Origin of the sequence: Micromonospora sp. NPDC023888 (assembly GCF_040639415.1) — a bacterium.
In the GTDB taxonomy this organism is placed as follows: Bacteria; Actinomycetota; Actinomycetes; order Mycobacteriales; family Micromonosporaceae; genus Micromonospora.
In genome coordinates this window covers 80,386-99,300 of record NZ_JBEZZW010000009.1, presented here as the reverse complement: position 1 = coordinate 99,300, position 18,915 = coordinate 80,386, and the positions used below count along the sequence as shown (strand labels likewise).

The window sequence follows — 18,915 nt, the reverse complement described above, 5'->3', positions numbered from 1 at the left end:
CGGTAAGGGCGGCGTGCGAATCGCGTTCAGCGTCCCTCGAAGACCGGTTTCTGCTTGCCGACGAAGGCGAACGTGGCTGCCCGGTGGTCGGCGGTGGCACCGCAGATCGACTGGGCCTGCGCCTCGGCCGCGAGGGCGTCGGCGAGAGTGCCGGCGTCGGCGATGGAGAGCTGCCGCTTGATCGCCCCGTAGGCGACAGTCGGGCCGGCGGCGAGGCGGGCGGCCAGCTCCTGGGCGGTTGGCAACACCAGCTCGTCGTCGTCGACCAGGCGGTTGAGCAGGCCGATCCGGCAGGCCTCCTCGGCGCGGACGGGCTCGGCCAGCATCAGCAGCTCCACCGCCTTGGCGTGGCCGACCAGCCGGGGCAGGGTCCAGGAGGCGCCGGTGTCGGCGGCGAGGCCGACCTTGGCGAAGGCCATCAGGAAACTGGTGCTCGGGCCACCGATGCGGATGTCGGCGAGGAAGGCAAGCGACGCGCCCGCGCCGGCGGCCATTCCACGGACCGCGGCGACCACCGGCTTGGGCAGGTTGGCGAGCCGGGCGGCGATCGGGTTGTAGTGCGCCCGCACGGTACCCAGGGGATCGCTTGCGGAGTTTTCCAGCGTCGACACGTGCTCGCGCAGGTCCTGACCGGCGCTGAACGACCCGCCCGCCCCGGCCAGCACGACCGCCCGGCAGGACCGGTCGGTCTCCAGCTCCGCCAGGGTGTCCCGCAGCGCCTCCTTCAGCGCCACGTCGAGCGCGTTCATCGCGTTCGCCCGGTTCAGCGTGAGGGTGACGACGGCGTCGGTCCGGTCGACAAGCAGCGGCTCGGTCACGTGTCTAACGACCCTTCTGTCGAACGAGGCGGTTGCCGGCGTCGAGGCACTGTTCGACGTACCGGTCCGCGGCCGGACGCAGGCGGGCCGCGTGCCGGTCGAAGAAACTGGCCGCGGCGGTGCCGGGCCAGCGTTCGGGCAGCAGCGCCGGAGGCAGCTGCGGGTCCCGGAAGAGGAACGTACGCCACGCGTGCACCAGCCGGAACCGGGTCGCGTACGCCTCCTCGTCGCTGCTGCGCACGGTGACGGCGGAGAGGAGTGGGCGCTGGTCCGCGACGAACTGCTCATAGGCGCGGCCGATCTCGGTCAGGTTCCAGGCTCGCCGGACCACGCCCATGGCACCTGGGGTGCCCGCGAAGTGCGAGGCGGTGAACCGTTCGAACCGGATGCCGGCCTCGGCCAGGATCAGGTCGACGTCCTCGGCGGGCCGGGTGGCGACCCAGGTCTGCTCGTCGAGCGTGCCGTAGCCGAGGAAGCTCAGGTTCGCGGCGAGCCGCTGCCGGTCCCGTCGGGAGCCGGGGGCCTCCAACACCAGCAGATCGAACCGGCCGTCCCAGGTGACCCGGCCGGTCCGGTAGATCCGGGAGGCCGCCTCGTCGAGTCGCCGGGCGGCTTTCGGTGTGATCGAATATCCCGGTCCGGAGATCAACCGGAGCGGTTCGAGCCAGCCCTGACGCACCATCCGGGACACGGCGGTGCGAACGGCTGGCGGTGCGATTCCCAGCGGCGCCAGCAGTTTGACCAGGGCAGCAACCGGTGCACGGCCACCCCTCGGCCGGAGGTGGTCGCCGTACAGGTCGAAGAGTGCCGACCGTGCCTGCATGACCGCACATTGTGACAGGCCTTCTCAAGATAAGCTAGATGCTGTTACATCAATGCTGCTCCGGTTTGGGTCCGGCGGTGTTCATCAGGGAAAATCGTCAGTCGACACCCCCGCGACCGTTGCGGGTGGTCGTGACGAAGTGGCTGTGGGGCAACCCACCGACCCTGGTGTAGGTCTGAGGGGAGACAACATGGCGGCGATGAAGCCGCGGACGGGCGACGGTCCGCTGGAAGTCACCAAGGAGGGGCGGGGCATCGTCATGCGGGTCCCGCTGGAGGGCGGTGGCCGGCTCGTCGTCGAGATGACTCCCGACGAGGCCAACGCGCTCGGTGACGCGTTGAAGGCGGCGGCCGGCTGAGTAAGGAGTGGTCCGGGCGGCTTCCACCGCCCGGAGCGTTCTTCGACCCTGAGCCACCGGTATCGCCGGTGGCTCAGGGTCTTCATCACTGCGGGCAGGCGGGCTGAGTTCCGCTCCGCGACATTCCTGGAGGTACGGTTCCGCGTGCTCGCCATCCGTCTGATCGCCGAGCCCGACCGGCTCGACGTCCTCGTCCTGCCTGTCCGCCCCGCCGATCCGGCAGCGGGAGGTGACGCCCCGGCCGAGCCGGTGTCGACCGCCGCGGCCCCGCCGGACGGCACGGCCGACGAGGCAGCCGCGCTGGTGTCGGCGGCCCGGCTGAACGGCCGAGCTGGCGAGATCCACACCCAGTTGCGCCCCGGACGTACCCCCGGCCGGCTCCTGCTGCTCGGCATCGGCGACGGTGGCGAGGCGGCCTGGCGGACGGCCGGCGCGGCCCTGGCCCGCTCCGCGGCGGATGAGACGCATATCACCATCGCGTTGCCGGCCGAGCTGACGCCGGCGGCAGTGCGCGGACTGACCGAGGGGCTGCTGCTCGCCCCGTACCGGTACCGGCTGACCCAGGCCGGCGACGCACCGACGCTCACCGGCGTCGACCTGCTGCTCGCCGACCCGGCCACGTTCGAGGCCACCGTCACCACGGCCCGGACCACCGCGGCGATGACCCACCTCGCCCGTGACCTGACCAACACCCCCTCCTCGGTGAAGACCCCGCAGTGGTTCGCCGACCAGGTGGCGTCCGCCGCGGCCGACCTGCCGGACCTGCGACTGCGGGTCCGCGGCCCGGACGAGCTGGCCGCCGAGGGCTTCGGCGGGATCCTCGCCGTGGGCGGTGGCTCGGCCAGTGGCCCCCGGCTGGTCGAGTTGGACTGGCACCCCGCCGACGCGCGTACCCACGTGGTGCTTGTCGGCAAGGGCATCACCTTCGACACCGGCGGCATCTCGATCAAGCCGGTGCCGGCGATGAAACTGATGCGCAAGGACATGGCCGGCGCGGCCGCGGTCGTCGCCGCCACCCTCGGCGCCGCCGCCCTGCGGCTGCCGGTCCGGATCACCACGCTCGCCCCGCTCGCCGAGAACATGGTCAGCGGCTCGGCGTTCCGCCCCGGCGACGTGGTCCGGCACTACGGCGGAACGACCAGCGAGACCACCAACTCCGACGCCGAGGGCCGACTGGTCCTCGCCGACGCCCTGGCGTACGCGGTGCGGCAACTCAAACCGGACCTGCTGCTCGACCTGGCCACCCTCACCGGCGCCAACGCCGTGGCGCTGGGCAAGCGCACCGCCGCCCTGTACAGCGAGAACGACAAACTGGCCGCTGACGTGCTGGCCGCGACCGAGGCGGCCGGCGAGTCGGCCTGGCGGATGCCGCTGCACAACGACTACGCCGAGTACCTGGGCAGCGACATCGCCGACCTCTACAGCGCGCCGGCACAAGGCGCCGGCTCGGTGCTGGCCGCGCTCTACCTGCGCGAGTTCACCGGCGAACTGCGGGACCGCTGGCTGCACCTGGACATGTCGGCCCCGTCCTGGGCGGACGGCGACCAGGCCGAGGTCAGTCGCGGTGCCACCGGTTGGGGCGTTCGGTGGTTGCTGCGTTGGCTGGCAAGCGTCGACTGAGCACCGGTCAGCACTTCACCGCGGCGAGCACCCCGTGCCCGACCGGAAGCAGCGCGGGGATCCAGTGCTCCGACTCCCGGACCGCTTTGATCGTCTCGCGGACCGTCACCGTCTCCGCGTCCCGGGCGGCCGGGTCACCGATCCGGCCGCCGGCCAACACGCCGTTGAGCGCGAGCACGCCGCCCGGGCGCAACAGCCGCAGCGCGGCTTCCACACAGGCGTGGAAGCCGGTCGCCTCCGCGTCCACGAAGACCAGGTCGTACGCGCCGTCGGCGAGCCGGGGCAGCACGTCGAGCGCCCGACCGGTGATGATCCGCGTACGGCCGGCCGCGAAGCCCGCCTCGGCGAAGATCCGCCGGGCGATCCGTTGATGCTCCACCTCCACGTCGATGGTGGTGAGCACACCGTCGGCGCGCATGCCGCGCAGCAGCCAGACCCCGCTCACTCCGGTGCCGGTGCCGATCTCCACCACCGCGCGGGCGTTGCCGGCGGCGGCAAGCAGCCGCAACGCGGCTCCCGCACCGGGGGTGACCGCGTCGAGGCCCACCTCCAGGGCCAGGCTGCGGGCGGTGCGCAGGACGAGATCCTCGGTGACGTAAGACTCGGCGAACTGCTGAGCCTGGGCCGTCGAACTGCCGGTACCGGCGACCGTGGCGATGGGGCACCTCCGGGGGCGGTGCGTGGTGCGGGGGCGGGTTGGCACTGTGAGCGTAGAGGCGACCGCCAGGGGGCGCAGCCGCGCCTCCGCCCGACGCGATCACCGGGGCAACCGCTGACTCCACAGCGGGCATCCGTGCAATCCTGGAAGCGGTATCCCGTCAGCCGCGACCAAACCGGCCCGTGGCCGGGCGACGCGGCGCGGGATCCGGGGACGGACTGGGAGGCACCGACGTGACCGACGGCTGGGACTGGCGCCGGGGCGGTGAGACTCCGGCTCCGGCGCGACCGCCCGGGGCAGACGCCCCGCCGGTGGGATCGCCAACCATGCCGGGGGCCGGCAGCACGCCTGCTGTGGTGCCACCGGGCAGCACGCCCGTCGTGCCGCCGGCCGGCGTACCGACATCCGGGTACCCGCCGGTGCCGCCCGTGGCGGGTGGGCAGCCCGTGGGGTCGTCGCCGAGTTGGCCGGCGCCGGTCGCGGGTGGGCCGGGCACGGCCGGGGCGTCGCCCTGGTGGTCGGACGCGCTCGCCGATCCCTGGCGGGACCCGGCGGCGCCGACCGCGGTGGTGGTGCCGGGGGTGGTGGCGGCCGGCTCCGAGCCCGAGCCGGTCACCGATCCGGACGCGCCGGGTCGGCCGACGCTACGTCACCTCTTGCTCATTCCCGTGATCACCGCGCTGCTGGCCGGCACCCTCGGTGGGGCGCTCGGCTACGCGTTCGCGGTCCGCGGCGGGGCTGGTGGGGTGGTGCTCGGCGGTGCGCCGGCGGAGCCGCCGGCGCTGGCCCAGCGCAAGCCGGAGTCGCTTGCGGGTGTCGCCGAACGTGTCCTGCCCAGCGTGGTCACCGTCCGGGTGAGCAGCCTCGGCGGGACCAGCGAGGGCTCCGGCTTCATCGCCACCGCCGACGGCCACGTGATCACCAACGACCATGTGGTGGCCGGCGGCAGCGGCAAGGCCTCGGTGGTCTTCAACGACGGCACCACCGCGCCGGCGACAATCGTCGGTCAGGATCCCGAGTCGGACATCGCGGTGATCAAGGTGAGTCGGAGCGGGCTGCGACCTGTGGAGTTCGGTGATTCCGACGCCCTGGCCGTCGGTGACCCGGTGCTCGCCATCGGCTCGCCGCTGTCGCTTGCCAACACGGTCACCGCCGGCATCGTGAGTGCCCTGGACCGGACGATGCAGGCCGGCGAGCCGGGTGGTCCGATCCGCTACTACGCGGCCATCCAGACCGACGCGGCCGTCAACCACGGCAACTCGGGCGGGCCGTTGGTCGACGGCGCCGGACGGGTGGTCGGGGTGAACTCGACAATCAAGTCACTTGTCGCCGAGGGGCAGGAGGCGGGCAACATCGGGCTCGCCTTCGCCATCCCGATCAACCAGGCCAAGCGGGTGACCCAGGACATCATCGGCACCGGCAAGGCCCGGCGTACGGTGATCGGCGCCCGAGCGGACGGCCCGACCGGCGTCGTCGGGGGTGGCCTGCGGCTGGCGGAGGTGGAGCCGTCCGGCCCGGCGGACAGCGCCGGGTTGAAGGTCGGCGACGTCATCCTCAAGATCAATGGGCGGCCGATGACCGAGCCGACGGACCTGACCGCGTTGGTCCGCAAGTTCGCGCCGGGCTCGGTGGTGTCCGTCGAGTTTCGACGGGGCTCCGCCCGGCAGAACACCTCGGTAACTCTCGCCGCGGACGCGAAGTGAACATGGCTCACCCCTTGCCCCAACGCCGTCCGACGTGCGTAGTCTTGCTGCTGAGGCGGAGAGGAGGCCAGCGGGATGTTCGAGAACCTTAACTGGTGGGAGATCGGGGCGCTGCTGCTCCTGGCGCTGCTGATCTTCGGTGATCGGCTGCCCGCGGTCATCAACGACGGCCTTCGGCTGGTGCGCAACCTGCGCAACATGGCCCGTAACGCCACCGGCGACCTGAGCCGTGAGCTGGGCACCGACATCCAGTTGGAGGACCTGCACCCGAAGGCCTTCATCCGCAAGCACCTCCTCAGCGAGGAGGACGAGGCGGCGATCCGCAAGCCGTTGCAGGGTGTCTACGACAACCTGCGCGCGGACGTCAGCGGCGTGCACGACGACCTGAAGGACGTGGCCAGCGCCGCGGATCTGCGGTCGAACGGGACCCGGCCCGGCACGGCCACCAGCACTCCCTCGACGCCGGCTCCTCGGGCCAGCTACGACGACGCCACCTGAGCGACCCGTAGCCTGACCGCCCTGACCGGCCTGACCGGCTGGTGCCCGCGCTGCCCGGACTCGGCCGGATCGTGCCCGCCTGAGCCCGGCGTCGGCTCTGATCAACTCGGGTTTTTGACAGTCGCGGTGTTCGACGCGGGTTGAAGGGCCGACTTCCGGAAACCCGAGTTGACCAAACCAGCCACGACTCAGCCCGCCGGCCAACAACGGCCGACGGGCTGACGGTGCTCGGGTGGTCAGCGACCGGCGGGCTTGAGGCCGAGCGGCTTGCCGAGCAGCGACTCACGGCGCAGCGCGAGCCGGTCGGCGACCGCCCCGAGGGCCTGCGCCGCCGGGGACTCCGGCTCGGCGAGCACGATCGGGTTGCCCGCGTCGCCGGCCTCGCGGACCCGGGTGTCGAGTGGGATCTGACCGAGCAGCGGCACCTGGGCGCCGATGGTCCGGCTCAGCGACTCGGCGACGGCCGTGCCACCCCCGGCACCGAAGATCTCCATCCGGGAGCCGTCCGGCAGCTCCAGCCAGGACATGTTCTCGATGACGCCAACCACCCGCTGGTGGGTCTGCAGGGCGATCGCACCGGCCCGCTCGGCCACCTCGGCGGCGGCGGTCTGTGGGGTGGTGACGATCAGGATCTCCGAGTTGGGCAGCAACTGGGCAAGCGAGATGGCCACGTCACCCGTGCCCGGGGGCAGGTCGAGCAGGAGCACGTCCAGGTCGCCCCAGTAGACGTCGGCCAGGAACTGCTGCAAGGCCCGGTGCAGCATCGGGCCGCGCCACACCACAGCGGCGTTGCCGGAGGTGAACATGCCGATGGAGATCACCTTCACGCCGTGCGCCTGCGGCGGCATGATCATGTCCTCGACGCGGGTGGGCCGCGCCTCCGTGCCGAGCATCCGGGGCACCGAGTGGCCGTAGATGTCCGCGTCGACCACGCCGACGGAGAGCCCGCGGGCGGCGAGCGCCGCCGCCAGGTTGACCGTCACGCTCGACTTGCCGACGCCACCCTTGCCGCTGGCCACCGCGTACACCCGGGTGCGCGAGCCGGGCTGGGCGAACGGAATGACGGGCTCCTCGGTGGCGCCCCCGCCGCGCAACTGCGACTGCAACGACTGCCGCTGCTCAGGGGTCATCACACCAAAATCGATCTCCACACCGGTCACGCCGGGCACCGCGGCGACAGCTGTGGTGATGTCCGTACGCAGCTTGTCCTTGAGCGGGCAGCCGGCGACGGTGAGCAGCAGCTCGACCCGTACGACGCCGCTTGCAGCGATCGTGGCGGAGCGGACCATGCCCAGCTCGGTGATGGGCCGGCGGATCTCCGGGTCGTTGACGGTGGCCAGGGCGGCCAGGATCGCGTCCTCGACGGTGCTCACGGGTGCTGACATGCCCGCAATGCTACGTCGCGGGGCATCCGCTGCCGCTGCTGCCCGGGTCGGTGTGAGCCAATCGATGACCCACGGATCAGGCGTCCGGCAGGCGCGGCCCGGTGCCGTCCGGGCGGGCGTCCCGGGCGAAGTCGCCGTCCAGGTCGTCGCGTGGTTCGTCCAGGCCGACACCGTCGGTCGGCCGCTGACTCCGCTTCTCCTGCCGGCTGTCCTTGTCGTGCTGGCGGCGCTCCAGCCGTTGCCGGCGCTGCCCCGCCTCGTCCAGCTCCTCGGCCAGCCGGGCCAGCTCGGAGCGGAGGAAGTCACGTGTCGCAACCTCACCAAGCGCGATCCGCAGTGCCGCGATCTCCCGGGCCAGGTACTCGGTGTCCGCCTTCTGCGCGGTGGCTCGCCGCCGGTCCTCCTCCAGGGCCACCCGGTCCCGGTCGGCCTGGCGGTTCTGGGCCAGCAGGATCAGCGGCGCCGCGTAGCTGGCCTGCAACGACAGCACCAGGGTCAGGAACGTGAAGGTGTACGGGTCGAAGCGCAGGTCCGCCGGGGCCACCGTGTTCCAGACGAACCAGATCGTGATCACCACCGTCATGACGACGATGAAGTTCGCGGTGCCCATGCCCCGGGCGATGCCCTCCGACCACCTGCCGAACGCCTCCGCGTCGAACCGGGGCAGCTTGATGCCCCTGGGCTCGCGCGGCTGGTCGAGCCGTTCGGTACGCCGCTGCTCAGCCATCCGCGCCGTCCAGCTCGGTGTCGGTGGTGCCCGGGGCGACCAGGGCGTCGCGGTCGCGCCAGTCCCGGGGCAGCGAGTGGTCCAGCACGTCGTCGACCGTCACGGCGCCGACCAGCCGGTTGTTCCGGTCGATCACCGGCATGGCGACCAGGTCGTAGGTGGCCATCCGACGGGTGATCTCCGGCAGCGGCGTGGTGGGGCGCAGCGGGTCGATGTCGTTGACCACCACCTTGCCCAGCAGGTCGGCCGGGGGTTCGCGCAGCAGCGCCTGGAAGTGGACCATGCCCAGGTAGCGGCCGGTCGGGGTGTTCTGCGGCGCCCGGGTCACGAAGACCTGGGCGGCGACGGCGGGGGAGAGCTGCGGCTCCCGGATCCGGGCCAGTGCCTCGGCGACCGTGGCGTCCGGCGGCAGGATGACCGGCTCCGAGGTCATCACACTGCCCGCCGTTCCGGGCGTGTACTTCAGGAGCTGACGCACCGGGTCGGCCTCGTCCGGCTCCATCAGGTCCAGCAGCACGTCCTGCTCCGGTGGGGGCAGCTCGTTGAGCAGGTCGGCCGCGTCGTCCGGGTCCATCTCCTCAAGCACGTCCGCGGCCCGTTCCCGGTCCAGGGCGGCGAGGATCTCCACCTGGTCGTGCTCCGGCAACTCGCTGAGCACATCGGCCAGCCGCTCGTCGTCAAGCGCGGCAGCGACCTCGTTGCGCCGGGCGTCGGGCAGATCCTGAAGCGCGTTGGCCAGGTCGGCGGGGCGCATGTCCTCCAGGACGGCGAGCAGATTCGCCGTACCCCGGTTGTCGGCGATGCCGCTGAGCCCGCGCACCCGGTCCCACTCGACCTGGTGCAGGTGCCCGCGGCGGGTGAGCCGCCCGGTCTGCTCGCGTACGGCGACGCGGGTCAGCGACCACTCACCGCCCCGGGTGCACTCCATCGCGACGTCCACTACCGCGCCGGGCTGGCCGCCCGGGTCGAGTTGCACCCGCCGGTCGAGTAGTTCCTGGAGGACCAGCAGCTCGTTTGGCCGCTTCTCGAAGCGGCGCAGGTTGAGGGTGCCGGACCCGAGCACGACGGCGTCCGCGTCGATGGAGGTGATCCGGTTGATGGACAGGAAGATCCGGCGACGCATCGGCATCTCGGCGACGAGGCCCACCACCTCCGGGGGTCGCTTGGTCGCCCGGAGCCGGGCCACGGCGTCGCGGACCCGGCCCACCTGATCGCCGTTCGGGTCGAAGACGGCGACTCCGGCGAGACGGGCGATGTAGACCCGGGTCGGCGTGCTCACGGGCACCAGCCTAAGCGCCTAGTGTTTATCAACATGTCGACCTTGGCCTACGAGATCGTGGACGTCTTCACCGACCGCCCCTTCGCCGGCAACCCGCTGGCCGTGGTGTTCGGCGCGGAGGCGCTGGCCACCGAGCAGATGCAGGCGCTCGCGCTGGAGTTCAACCTGTCCGAGACGGTGTTCGTGCTGCCGCCGACCCAGGTCGGTGCCACCTACCGGGCCAGGATCTTCACCCCGGTCGAGGAGTTGCCGTTCGCCGGGCACCCGAGCGTCGGCGCGGCGGTCACCGCGAGCCGGCGAGGCATGTTCGATGTGGGGCAGGTCACCCAGGAGTGCGGAGCCGGGGTGCTGCCGATCGAGGTGACCGCGACCGGGGCGACGCTTACCGGTGGCACCCCGACCCTCGGGCCGGAGTTGGACCCGGAGCCGTTGCTGGAGATCGCCGGGTTGACCGCGGACGACCACGTCGGGCCGGCACCCCGCGTCGCGGGCTGCGGGCTGGAGTTCCCGTACCTGCCGGTGCGGCCGGAGTCGGTGGCCCGCGCCCGGATGGAGCCGGCGGCGGCGCAGCGGTACGGGGTGTCGCAGGTCAGCGTCTTCTCCTGGGACGCGGCCGCGCAAACCGCGCACGCCCGGGTGTTCGTGCCGGGGATGGGCGTCCCGGAGGATCCGGCGACCGGCTCGGCGGCGCTCGGCCTGGGTGTCTGGCTGGTGGCGAGCGGGCTGCTGCCCGGTGCGGGGCTGTCCCGGTACTCGGTGCGTCAGGGTGTGGAGATGAACCGCCCCTCCGCGCTGGCCTGCACGGTCACCGCGGCGAACGGGGTGGCGGTCGGTGCGACGGTCGCCGGTCAGGTGATGCCGGTGGCCCGGGGCGAGATCACCGTCCCGCCCTTCGTGGGTTGAGCGCGGGCGCCGATGGGGGAGGATGCGGGTGTGACGGACGAGGACGCCCCGAGGGGCACACCGCTTGTCGACGAGGCGATGAAGAAGGCCGCCGTGGCCTGGGTCAGCGTGTCCGGCGGGCCGGCGCTCGCCCTCTGGTGCGCCCCGCTGGAGGGCGCGCTGCTGGTGGTCTCCGGGCCGGGCGAGCAGGCCGCGCCGGGTCTGGCCGACGCGACCGAGGCGCAGGTCACCCTGCGCGGTGATCACGGTGGTCGGATCGTCACCTGGCCGGCACGGGTGAGCCGGGTGCGGCCGGGCACCGAGGCGTGGGACACCGCCGCGCCGCTGGTGGCGGCGAAGCGCCTCAACGCACCCGGTCCGACGGCCGACCTGGTGGCCCGCTGGGCGTCCGACGGCTGCGCGGTGAACCGACTCACCCCGGCCGGTACGCCGCTGTCCGGCGCGGACCTGCCCGCCGACGCGCAGACCGAGCCACCCCGGGCCACCCCGGCGGTCCGGGCCACCCGCAAACCGTTCCGGCTGCACCGGGTCCGTCGCCGCTGACGGCGGCCACCCGCGACAGGGTCGCGGGCGCTGCTCGGGTCAGCCGGCCCGGACCACCTCGACGTAGCTGTCGACGACTGTGAGCACCTCACCCAGTGCGCCGAGCGTGGGGCCCCGCCAGTCCCGGTCGGCGTTGAACACCATGTGCGTGGCCAGGTCCGGCGCGGCGAGTCGGACGGCGGTCATCCCGGCCCGCTCGGCGCCGGTCAGTTCCTGGCTGCCGCCGTCACCGACGTAGAGGCAGTCGGCCGGCGTGAGCCCGAGCCGCTGGCAGGCGGTCAGGTAGAGCACCGGATCCGGCTTGCATCGCCCGACCTGCACCGAGAAGACCCGCACGTCGAGCAGCGGGGCGACCGCGAGTTGGGGCAGGAAGGCCGGCAACTCGTGCGTACAGTCGCTGATCACGCCGGTCCGCAGGCCGCGCTGGCGCAGGGCCGCCAGGACGGGCACGGCCTCGGCCCGCAACCAGGTGTCCGCGCGGACCGCCCGGTGCCGGGACGCCACGGCCGCCCGCACCGCGTGGTCGCTCGGGTGTACGCCGGCCTGGGCGCACACCCACCGCAGGGTCGCCTCGGCGTTGCCGAGCTGGCCGGTGGCCCGCTGGTAGTAGGTGCGGTCCAGCACCTCGGTCAGGGTGTCGGTGTGGCAGCCGAGCAGCTCGGCGGTGCCGACGTGCGCGACACCACGCTGCACCGAACGGGTCAGGGTGCCGAAGAAGTCGAACAGCACCGCCTGGTAGCTGGGCATGGGAAACGCCTCCGGGCGGTCGGGGGTCGCCGGCGGGACCCGCGTGATCGTAACGGAGTGCTGACCGTCCGTGTTGACCGTCATACGTGTGAGGATTACGTCCCGTGTCCCCAGCTCCGCACCGTCCGTCTCCGGACCTGTTGACCACCGGCGCCGTCGGCCTGGCCGTGGTCGCCGTGTCGTCGTCCGCGCCGCTTATCGCATACGCGGCCGCCCCCGCGCTGGCCATCGCGTTCTGGCGCAACCTGCTCGCGGTGGCCGTGCTGAGCCCCTTCTCGCTGGCCCGGCGCCGCGCCGAGTTCCGCAGGCTGACAGTGGGGGCGGGGCGGCGGGAGGGCCTGTTCTGCGTCCTGTCCGGGGTCGCCCTCGCCGGGCACTTCGCCACCTGGGTGCCCAGCGCCCAGCTCACCTCGGTCGCCACGTCCACCGCCCTGGTCGCCACGCAGCCGGTATGGCAGGGGCTGATCGCCCGCGCCCAGGGACGCCGGTTGCCGCGGGTGGTGTGGATCGGCATCGCGGTGGCGGTCGGCGGCGCGGCGATCGCCACCGGAACGGACGTGGGTGTCTCCGGTGCGGCGGTCCTCGGTGACGTGCTGGCGCTTACCGGTGGCGCTTTCGCGGCCGTCTACACCGCCTTCGGGGAGCGGGCCCGCGCCAGCATCAGCACCACCACCTACACCACCATCTGTTACGGGATCTGCGCGCTGATCCTGCTGCTCGTGTGTCTGGTCGGCGGCGTGCGGCTGACCGGGTTCGACGGGCGAACGTGGCTGGCCATCCTGGCCCTGGTGGCCGGCGCCCAGTTGCTCGGGCACTCGATGTTCAACTACGCCCTGCGGAAGGTCTCGGCGACCACGGTGAGCGTGCTGATCCTGCTGGAAGCCCCCGGCGCGGCCCTGCTCGGCTGGGCCTGGCTGGGTCAGCTTCCCCGCCCGTACGCGCTGGTCGGGATGGCGCTGCTGCTGGTCGGTGTGGCCGTGGTGGTGCTCGGTGGCCGTCGGACCGCGCCCGCCGCGCTGCCCACCGACCCGACCCCGCTCGACGACTGATCGCACGGCGCGAGGAATCTGGGCACCGGTTCCCTCCCCGGCGGGCCTGTCCGGCGTCTATCTCGGTGAGGAGGGCGATCCGTTGACGACTGAGGACCGCACCCGGGACGGCTTCGCCGACTTCGTCCGGGCCGAGACCGCCGGGCTGACCCGGCTTGCGTACCTGTTGACCGGTGACCGGCATCATGCCGAGGACCTGGTCCAGGTGGCGCTGGCTCGGGTCGCGGTGCGCTGGGAGCGGGTCGCGGACCCGCACGCCTACCTGCGCCGGGTGCTCTGCACGCAGGCGGCCAGTTGGTGGCGCTGGCGGCGGGCCCGCCCACCGGAGCGGCTGGACGGGGTGGTGCCGGAACGACCTGACCCGGCTGACGACGCCGACGTCCGGCTGGTGTTGTGGACAGCGCTGGCCCGGCTGACTGTGCGGCAGCGTGCGGTTCTCGTGTTGCGCTACTACGAGGACCGCACGGAGACCGAGACGGCCGCACTGCTCGGCTGTCGGGTCGGCACCGTCAAGAGTCAGACCCGGCACGCCCTGGGTCGGCTGCGGGTGCTCGCCCCCGAGTTGGCCGAACTCGTCGGCCAGAGCCCGCAGGAGGTGACCTTGCGATGACCGTCCGACTCTCCGAGGCGCTGCGCCGCCTCGCGGCCGATGTGCCACCCGCGCGCGTACCGGACGGGCTCTTCGACGCGGCGCGGACCCGGCACCGTCGTCGCCGGGCCGTCGTCGCCGGTGCGCTCGCCGTCCTGGTCCTCCTCCTCGGCACCGGGTACGCGCTGCACCCGGTGGCCCTCCCGCTGCCCGCCGGCCCGCGTCACGAGACCCCGGGCCTGCCCACCAGGCTCGTCGACCCGCCGCTGCGGACGGCCTCGGTCGGCTACTCGGCACCTGGCGTGGCGGCGATGCTCTTCGGTGGTCCCGCCGTGCGCACCAACTGGTTCGAGACCCGGATGGGTGTGGTGGCCGCCGACGACGACCGCTACCGCGTGCTGGACGGCGACCCGGCCGTTGCGGGTTTCGAGGCGTCGCTCTCCCCGGACGGCCGGTACGTCTGGGTGGGCGATTCCCTACTCGACCTGACGTCCGGGAAGACCACCCCGAATCGCCCGGACGGCTACCCGCTCGCCTTCGCGCCGAACGGGAAACGCCTGGTCTACGCCGACGACGACACCACGTTCACGTCCCCGAACACCTACTCCACCCCGTACGTGGGGGTCTACGACCGGGATCGCGGAACGGACGTGCTGCGGGTGCGGGTCGGCACCACCTGGATCCCGCCGGGGCGCACGGCCGCGCTGTCGTCGGACGGCGGCGATCTCGCCCTCCAGATCCGCGACGAGGTCTGGCTGACCCGGGTGGGCGACGCGGGCGCGGATCGGGTCGCCGAGCCATACCGGAAGCTGCCGCTGGCGGGCGGGCGGCTCGCCGGGGCCGGGTCGTGGCTGCCGGACGGCCGTTCGGTGGCTGTCCTCGGCCGGTCCACCTGTACCGACTGCCCGGTTCCGTCCTACCGGAGAACCTGGACACTGGCCCTACGGTCCACCGTCGACGGCGCCCCGTTGGCCGGCGCGGCGTTCCCGCCGTTGCGCTCCCGCTCGTTCGTGCAACTGCTCGGCTGGCGCTCGGCGGACGAAGCGGTCGCGTTGGTCGGTGTGCCGGGTCCGGCGGCGGTGGACCTCCCGGAGAACCACGACATCGCCTGGGGGCCGTATCACGAGGTCGGCACGGAGGCGGTGGAACTGGTGGCGCTACGTCGGGGGGCGACCGCGCCGGAAGTGCTCTTCCGAACGCCGGAGGGCATCACCGACCTGTCGGTCGCCGCCGACCTCGCGATCAGCGGGGCGGTACGCGAGTCCGGCCGCGCCCACTACGGGCCGCCGCCGTTCTGGGCGCTCGTGGTGGGGTTCGTCCTGGCGGTTCTCGTCGCCCGGCCCGTGCTGTCGCTGCTGCGCCGCTGGCGCGGCCTGCGAGGGCCCGGACCTAGACCTCGTGGACCTCGATGACCCGGGTGGTCGGCGCGGCGTCGCCGAGAGCCGCACGCAACGCGGCCCGCTCCGGGTCGGCGAGGAACGACTCGTAGCCGGCCCGGTCGTCGAAGATGATCACGTGGACCTCGGTCCGCCCGTCGGTGCCGCGCAGCCGTCGTTCCAGCCGGCCACCGTGCCGGTCGAGCAGCGTCAGCACGGTGTCCTCGTAACGCTGCCCGGCGGCCTCGGCCCCGGCCGGATACTCGACGAGCGCGACAAGTGTCAGCATGACGGCCAGGCTAGGTGTCGAGACCGACGGCCTTGGCGCTGGCTGCCCAGAGCCGGGCGGCGAGCTGCGGATCGGCGGCCTTCCGATATGGCCGGTGGAGTCGACGGTCGACGTAGTAGCCGCCGTCGACCAGTCGGGAACGGTCCTGGTTGGTCAGCCACACCAGGGTTTCGGCGGCCTTCTGCGGGCTGCGGAACGGCAGGAACCGCATGCCGAGCGCGACAAGGCGGCTGTCGTTGCCGAACCGGGTGCGCACCACCCCGGGGTGGAAGCTGTACGCGGGAGTGTCCGGCCAGCGCCGTGCCGCCTCGGCGGTGAACAGGATGTTCGCCTGCTTGCTGGTGCCGTACGCGCCCAACGGGCGGTAGCCGCGCAGCGGGGCGTTCAGGTCGTCCGGGTCGAGCGCGCCGAAGCGGTGTGCGCCGGAGGCGGTCACCACGATCCGGCCCAGCCGGTCGGCGAGCAGGTTGGTCAGCAGGAACGGGGCCAGGTGGTTGGCCTGGATCGACATCTCGAAGCCGTCGACGGTGCGCAGGGGTTGCAACGCGATCGCGCCGGCGTTGTTGGCGAGCACGTCGATCCGGTCGTACGCGGCCCGGAGCTGCTCGGCCAGTCGGCGTACGTCGTCGAGGATCGCGAAGTCGGCGCGGAACAGCTCCGGATGCTCGCCGGAGGTCTCCCGTATCCGAACGGCCGCGGCCTGGAGGCGGGCCGGGTCCCGTCCGACCAGCACCACCCGGTCACCCCGGCAGGCCAGGTGCACGGCGGCGGCCAGGCCGATGCCGGAGCTGGCCCCGGTCACCACCACCAGTCGACGCCCAGTGAGATCTTCCACAGGTCCATTCACCCCGGTCATGGCGCGAGGTTACCGTGGCGTCACAACGCCCTTTGGGATCGTTAAGTTTCCCTCGGAGTCAGGTGGCGTCGGCATGCCCGCCGGACGCTGGAAGGAGCACATCCATGGCCGCAGTCGGTCGTCCCCGCCGGTCGTGCCTCGCCGTGCCGGGTTCCAGTGTCAAGATGCTCGGCAAGGCGCAGGGGCTGCCGGCCGACCAGGTGTTCCTCGACCTGGAGGACGCCGTCGCCCCACTGGCCAAGCCGGACGCGCGCAAGAACATCGTGGCCGCTCTCAACGAGGGCGACTGGGCCGGCAAGACCCGGGTCGTGCGGGTCAACGACCTGACCACCCCGTGGACCTACCGGGACGTCATCGAGGTCGTCGAGGGCGCCGGCGCGAACCTGGACTGCGTCATGCTGCCGAAGGTGCAGACCGCCGAGCAGGTGCACTGGCTGGACCTGCTGCTCACCCAGATCGAGAAGACGCTCGGCCTGGAGGTCGGCCGGATCGGCATCGAGGCGCAGATCGAGAACGCCGCCGGTCTGGTCAACGTGGACGCGATCGCCGCCGCCTCGCCGCGCGTGGAGACCATCATCTTCGGCCCGGCCGACTTCATGGCGTCGATCAACATGAGGTCGATGGTGGTCGGCGGCCTGATCCCGGACTATCCGGGCGACCCGTACCACTACATCCTGATGCGGATCCTGATGGCCGCCCGCATGCACGACAAGCAGGCCATCGACGGCCCCTTCCTGCAGATCCGGGACGTCGACGGGTTCCGTGCGGTCGCCAAGCGCTCGGCGGCGCTGGGCTTCGACGGCAAGTGGGTGCTGCACCCGGGGCAGATCGACGCCGCCAACGAGGTCTATCAGCCGGCGCAGGAGGACTACGACCACGCCGAGCTGATCCTCGACGCGTACGAGCACTACACCTCCGAGGCAGGCGGCAGGCTGGGCGCGGTGATGCTCGGCGACGAGATGATCGACGAGGCGTCCCGCAAGATGGCGCTCGTGATCGCTGCCAAGGGCCGGGCCGCCGGGATGAGCCGTACCTCGTCGTTCACCCCACCGGCCGGCTGACCGGTCGGGCCGGGACGACCGCCACCGGCTGTCGATCCGGCCCGACGATCGGCGGTACGCCGACCCCGCCCGCCGGTCAGTAGCTACTGTTGTTGCTCGTCGCGATCGCGATGATGATCGCGACGACGTAGCCGACGAGCAGCAGCCCGAGCAGCCCGGTGAGGATCCAGCCGATGATGATGGCGGCCTTCGCCATCCCCGCACCGCCCTCGCCGGTGAGCCGGATCTGTTTCTGCGCCACGTGCCCGAGGATCGCGCCGACCGGCGCGGTGATGCAGGACGCGAAGCCGACAAGCGCGAGCACCAGCGCCGCGATCGCCATCCCGTTGGTCTTCTGCGCCGGCGGGTAGCCGTAGCCGGGGTACTGCGGCGGGTAACCGGGCGGCGGGTAGCCGGGCGGGGCGTAACCGGGCATCGGCTGGCCCACCGGCGGTTGCCCCCCGGCGTACGGGTCGACCGGCGCGTACGGGTCGGTGGGGCCGGGCTGGGCGGGCACCGGATGGCCGGCCACGAGGGTCGGGTCCGGTGCGGGGCTCGACGGCTGGGCCGACCACGTGGGATCGGACCAGTTGCCGGGCGGCGGGGGATTGGTCATGCCAGCTCTCTCCGTCAGGTCGGGGTGCGGCTGTCAGGGTAGCCAGCACGGCCCAAACCCGACGCCCCCACTACCGGGTGCCGCGTTGCTCGGACCGGTCCCAACGGGCAGGATCCTGGCATGGCATTCGACGCGCGCGCCGCGGACCGTTCCGGCAGCCGACCCAGACGGGACGTCAGCCGCCCGGGTGGGGCCCGGCGTGCCCGCGCGGCCACACCGGCGGGCAGCCCCGGCCCGGATGAGCCGGTCCCGCTCGCCGACCCGGTGACCATGCGCCTCGACGGGCGGGTCGCCCTGGTGACCGGGGCGGGCAGCCCGGACGGCATCGGGTACGCCACCGCCCGGCGGCTCGCCGACCTGGGCGCGCGAGTTGCCATCGTCTCCACCACCCGGCGTATCCACGAGCGGGCCGGTGAGCTGGGGGTGACCGGCTTCGTCGCGGACCTGACCGACGAGTCCGAGGTCGGCGCGCTCGCCGACGCGGTCGCCGAGCAGTTGGGCGACGTCGAGGTGCTTGTCAACAACGCCGGCCTCGCCAGTCGGGCCAGCCAGGGGGTGCTGCGGCCGGTCGCGCAGCTCACCTACGACGAGTGGCGCGGTGAGATCGACCGCAACCTGTCCACCGCGTTCCTGTGCAGTCGGGCGTTCATCGGTGGGATGGCCGAGCGGGGCTGGGGCCGGATCGTCAACCTGGCGGCCACCGCCGGCCCGGTCAACGCCCTGCCCACCGAGGCCGCGTACGCCGCGGCAAAGGCCGGGGTGGTCGGGCTGACCCGGGCGCTGGCCATGGAGATGATCGCGGACGGGGTGACTGTCAACGCGGTCGCGCCCGGCACCATTCACACCGCGGCGTCCACGGTGGCCGAGATCAAGCAGGGGCTGGGCACGCCTGTCGGTCGACCTGGCACTCCGGACGAGGTCGCCGCCGCGATCAGCTTCCTCTGTTCGCCGGCCGCCTCGTACATCACCGGTCAGATGCTCGTCGTGGACGGCGGCAACAGCGTCCGTGAGGCCCGGTTCCGCTGATCGGCGCGCGGG

At 72.6% G+C, this 18,915-nt stretch carries 21 protein-coding genes; 11 read left to right on the top strand and 10 right to left on the bottom strand.

What is annotated here, in order from left to right; genetic code table 11:
• Positions 1-26: 26 nt before the first annotated feature.
• Positions 27-818: an enoyl-CoA hydratase-related protein gene (locus tag AB0F61_RS10845; protein WP_357806835.1), complete on the bottom strand. Its 792-nt coding sequence runs from the start codon at positions 816-818 to the stop codon at positions 27-29.
• A 4-nt stretch (positions 819-822) separates the two neighbouring features.
• On the bottom strand, positions 823-1,641 hold the full coding sequence (locus tag AB0F61_RS10840) for a PaaX family transcriptional regulator C-terminal domain-containing protein (RefSeq protein ID WP_357806832.1): 819 nt from the start codon (positions 1,639-1,641) through the stop codon (positions 823-825).
• Positions 1,642-1,831: 190 nt separating this feature from the next.
• On the opposite strand from AB0F61_RS10840, the gene AB0F61_RS10835 reads away from it, so the two are divergent.
• The gene (locus tag AB0F61_RS10835) at positions 1,832-1,999 is read left to right on the top strand and encodes a DUF3117 domain-containing protein (RefSeq protein WP_007455245.1); all 168 of its coding nucleotides are present in this window, start codon (positions 1,832-1,834) and stop codon (positions 1,997-1,999) included.
• 144 nt (positions 2,000-2,143) lie between these two features.
• A complete protein-coding gene (locus tag AB0F61_RS10830; protein ID WP_357806829.1) occupies positions 2,144-3,619 on the top strand; it encodes a M17 family metallopeptidase in 1,476 nt (491 codons plus the stop codon).
• A gap of 7 nt (positions 3,620-3,626) precedes the next feature.
• Here AB0F61_RS10830 and AB0F61_RS10825 read toward each other — a convergent pair whose 3' ends face one another.
• Positions 3,627-4,277 carry an O-methyltransferase gene (locus AB0F61_RS10825; protein WP_357807138.1) on the bottom strand — a complete coding sequence of 217 codons (651 nt, stop codon included), beginning with the start codon at positions 4,275-4,277 and terminating at the stop codon, positions 3,627-3,629.
• Between the two features lie 326 nt (positions 4,278-4,603).
• Here AB0F61_RS10825 and AB0F61_RS10820 point away from each other — a divergent pair, with 326 nt between their 5' ends.
• Positions 4,604-5,980: a trypsin-like peptidase domain-containing protein gene (locus tag AB0F61_RS10820; protein WP_357806826.1), complete on the top strand. Its 1,377-nt coding sequence runs from the start codon at positions 4,604-4,606 to the stop codon at positions 5,978-5,980.
• 75 nt (positions 5,981-6,055) lie between these two features.
• The gene (locus tag AB0F61_RS10815) at positions 6,056-6,478 is read left to right on the top strand and encodes a preprotein translocase subunit TatB (protein ID WP_357806823.1); all 423 of its coding nucleotides are present in this window, start codon (positions 6,056-6,058) and stop codon (positions 6,476-6,478) included.
• A gap of 236 nt (positions 6,479-6,714) precedes the next feature.
• On the opposite strand, the gene AB0F61_RS10810 is transcribed toward AB0F61_RS10815, so the two are convergent.
• From AB0F61_RS10810 to AB0F61_RS10800, 3 genes are all read right to left on the bottom strand, one after another.
• On the bottom strand, positions 6,715-7,863 hold the full coding sequence (locus AB0F61_RS10810) for an Mrp/NBP35 family ATP-binding protein (protein ID WP_357806821.1): 1,149 nt from the start codon (positions 7,861-7,863) through the stop codon (positions 6,715-6,717).
• Between the two features lie 76 nt (positions 7,864-7,939).
• The gene (locus tag AB0F61_RS10805) at positions 7,940-8,590 is read right to left on the bottom strand and encodes a DUF1003 domain-containing protein (protein ID WP_357806819.1); all 651 of its coding nucleotides are present in this window, start codon (positions 8,588-8,590) and stop codon (positions 7,940-7,942) included.
• Positions 8,583-9,869, bottom strand: a complete 1,287-nt coding sequence (locus tag AB0F61_RS10800; protein WP_357806817.1) for a CBS domain-containing protein — start codon at positions 9,867-9,869, stop codon at positions 8,583-8,585. The genes AB0F61_RS10805 and AB0F61_RS10800 overlap by 8 nt, the downstream gene beginning before the upstream one ends.
• A gap of 33 nt (positions 9,870-9,902) precedes the next feature.
• Between AB0F61_RS10800 and AB0F61_RS10795 the strand changes: the two genes are divergently transcribed.
• A complete protein-coding gene (locus tag AB0F61_RS10795) occupies positions 9,903-10,772 on the top strand; it encodes a PhzF family phenazine biosynthesis protein (RefSeq protein WP_357806814.1) in 870 nt (289 codons plus the stop codon).
• Between the two features lie 12 nt (positions 10,773-10,784).
• On the top strand, positions 10,785-11,315 hold the full coding sequence (locus AB0F61_RS10790) for a hypothetical protein (RefSeq protein WP_357806812.1): 531 nt from the start codon (positions 10,785-10,787) through the stop codon (positions 11,313-11,315).
• Positions 11,316-11,354: 39 nt separating this feature from the next.
• Here the strand turns inward: AB0F61_RS10790 and AB0F61_RS10785 are convergent, their stop codons facing one another.
• Complete coding sequence (locus tag AB0F61_RS10785) at positions 11,355-12,062, bottom strand: HAD family hydrolase (RefSeq protein ID WP_357806809.1); 708 nt, start codon at positions 12,060-12,062, stop codon at positions 11,355-11,357.
• Positions 12,063-12,166: 104 nt separating this feature from the next.
• Between AB0F61_RS10785 and AB0F61_RS10780 the strand changes: the two genes are divergently transcribed.
• From AB0F61_RS10780 to AB0F61_RS10770, 3 genes are all read left to right on the top strand, one after another.
• Entirely contained in the window at positions 12,167-13,111 is a 945-nt protein-coding gene (locus AB0F61_RS10780) for a DMT family transporter (protein WP_357806806.1), read from the top strand.
• 82 nt (positions 13,112-13,193) lie between these two features.
• Positions 13,194-13,721 (top strand): SigE family RNA polymerase sigma factor, encoded by a 528-nt coding sequence (locus AB0F61_RS10775; protein WP_357806804.1) that lies wholly within the window; start codon positions 13,194-13,196, stop codon positions 13,719-13,721.
• Positions 13,718-15,112, top strand: coding sequence for a hypothetical protein (locus tag AB0F61_RS10770; RefSeq protein ID WP_357806802.1), 1,395 nt, complete (start codon positions 13,718-13,720; stop codon positions 15,110-15,112). Before AB0F61_RS10775 ends, AB0F61_RS10770 begins: the two co-directional genes overlap by 4 nt.
• Here AB0F61_RS10770 and AB0F61_RS10765 read toward each other — a convergent pair.
• Together AB0F61_RS10765 and AB0F61_RS10760 are read right to left on the bottom strand one after the other, a co-directional pair.
• A complete protein-coding gene (locus AB0F61_RS10765; RefSeq protein ID WP_357806800.1) occupies positions 15,090-15,365 on the bottom strand; it encodes a hypothetical protein in 276 nt (91 codons plus the stop codon). The two genes, AB0F61_RS10770 and AB0F61_RS10765, sit on opposite strands and share 23 nt — an antisense overlap.
• A gap of 10 nt (positions 15,366-15,375) precedes the next feature.
• Positions 15,376-16,200: an SDR family NAD(P)-dependent oxidoreductase gene (locus AB0F61_RS10760; RefSeq protein ID WP_357807135.1), complete on the bottom strand. Its 825-nt coding sequence runs from the start codon at positions 16,198-16,200 to the stop codon at positions 15,376-15,378.
• 125 nt (positions 16,201-16,325) lie between these two features.
• Here AB0F61_RS10760 and AB0F61_RS10755 point away from each other — a divergent pair, with 125 nt between their 5' ends.
• The gene (locus tag AB0F61_RS10755; RefSeq protein ID WP_357806798.1) at positions 16,326-17,282 is read left to right on the top strand and encodes a CoA ester lyase; all 957 of its coding nucleotides are present in this window, start codon (positions 16,326-16,328) and stop codon (positions 17,280-17,282) included.
• 76 nt (positions 17,283-17,358) lie between these two features.
• Here AB0F61_RS10755 and AB0F61_RS10750 read toward each other — a convergent pair whose 3' ends face one another.
• Entirely contained in the window at positions 17,359-17,877 is a 519-nt protein-coding gene (locus AB0F61_RS10750; RefSeq protein WP_357806794.1) for a DUF4190 domain-containing protein, read from the bottom strand.
• Between the two features lie 120 nt (positions 17,878-17,997).
• On the opposite strand from AB0F61_RS10750, the gene AB0F61_RS10745 reads away from it, so the two are divergent.
• Positions 17,998-18,903, top strand: a complete 906-nt coding sequence (locus AB0F61_RS10745; RefSeq protein ID WP_357806791.1) for an SDR family NAD(P)-dependent oxidoreductase — start codon at positions 17,998-18,000, stop codon at positions 18,901-18,903.
• The last annotated feature ends 12 nt before the right edge of the window (positions 18,904-18,915 follow it).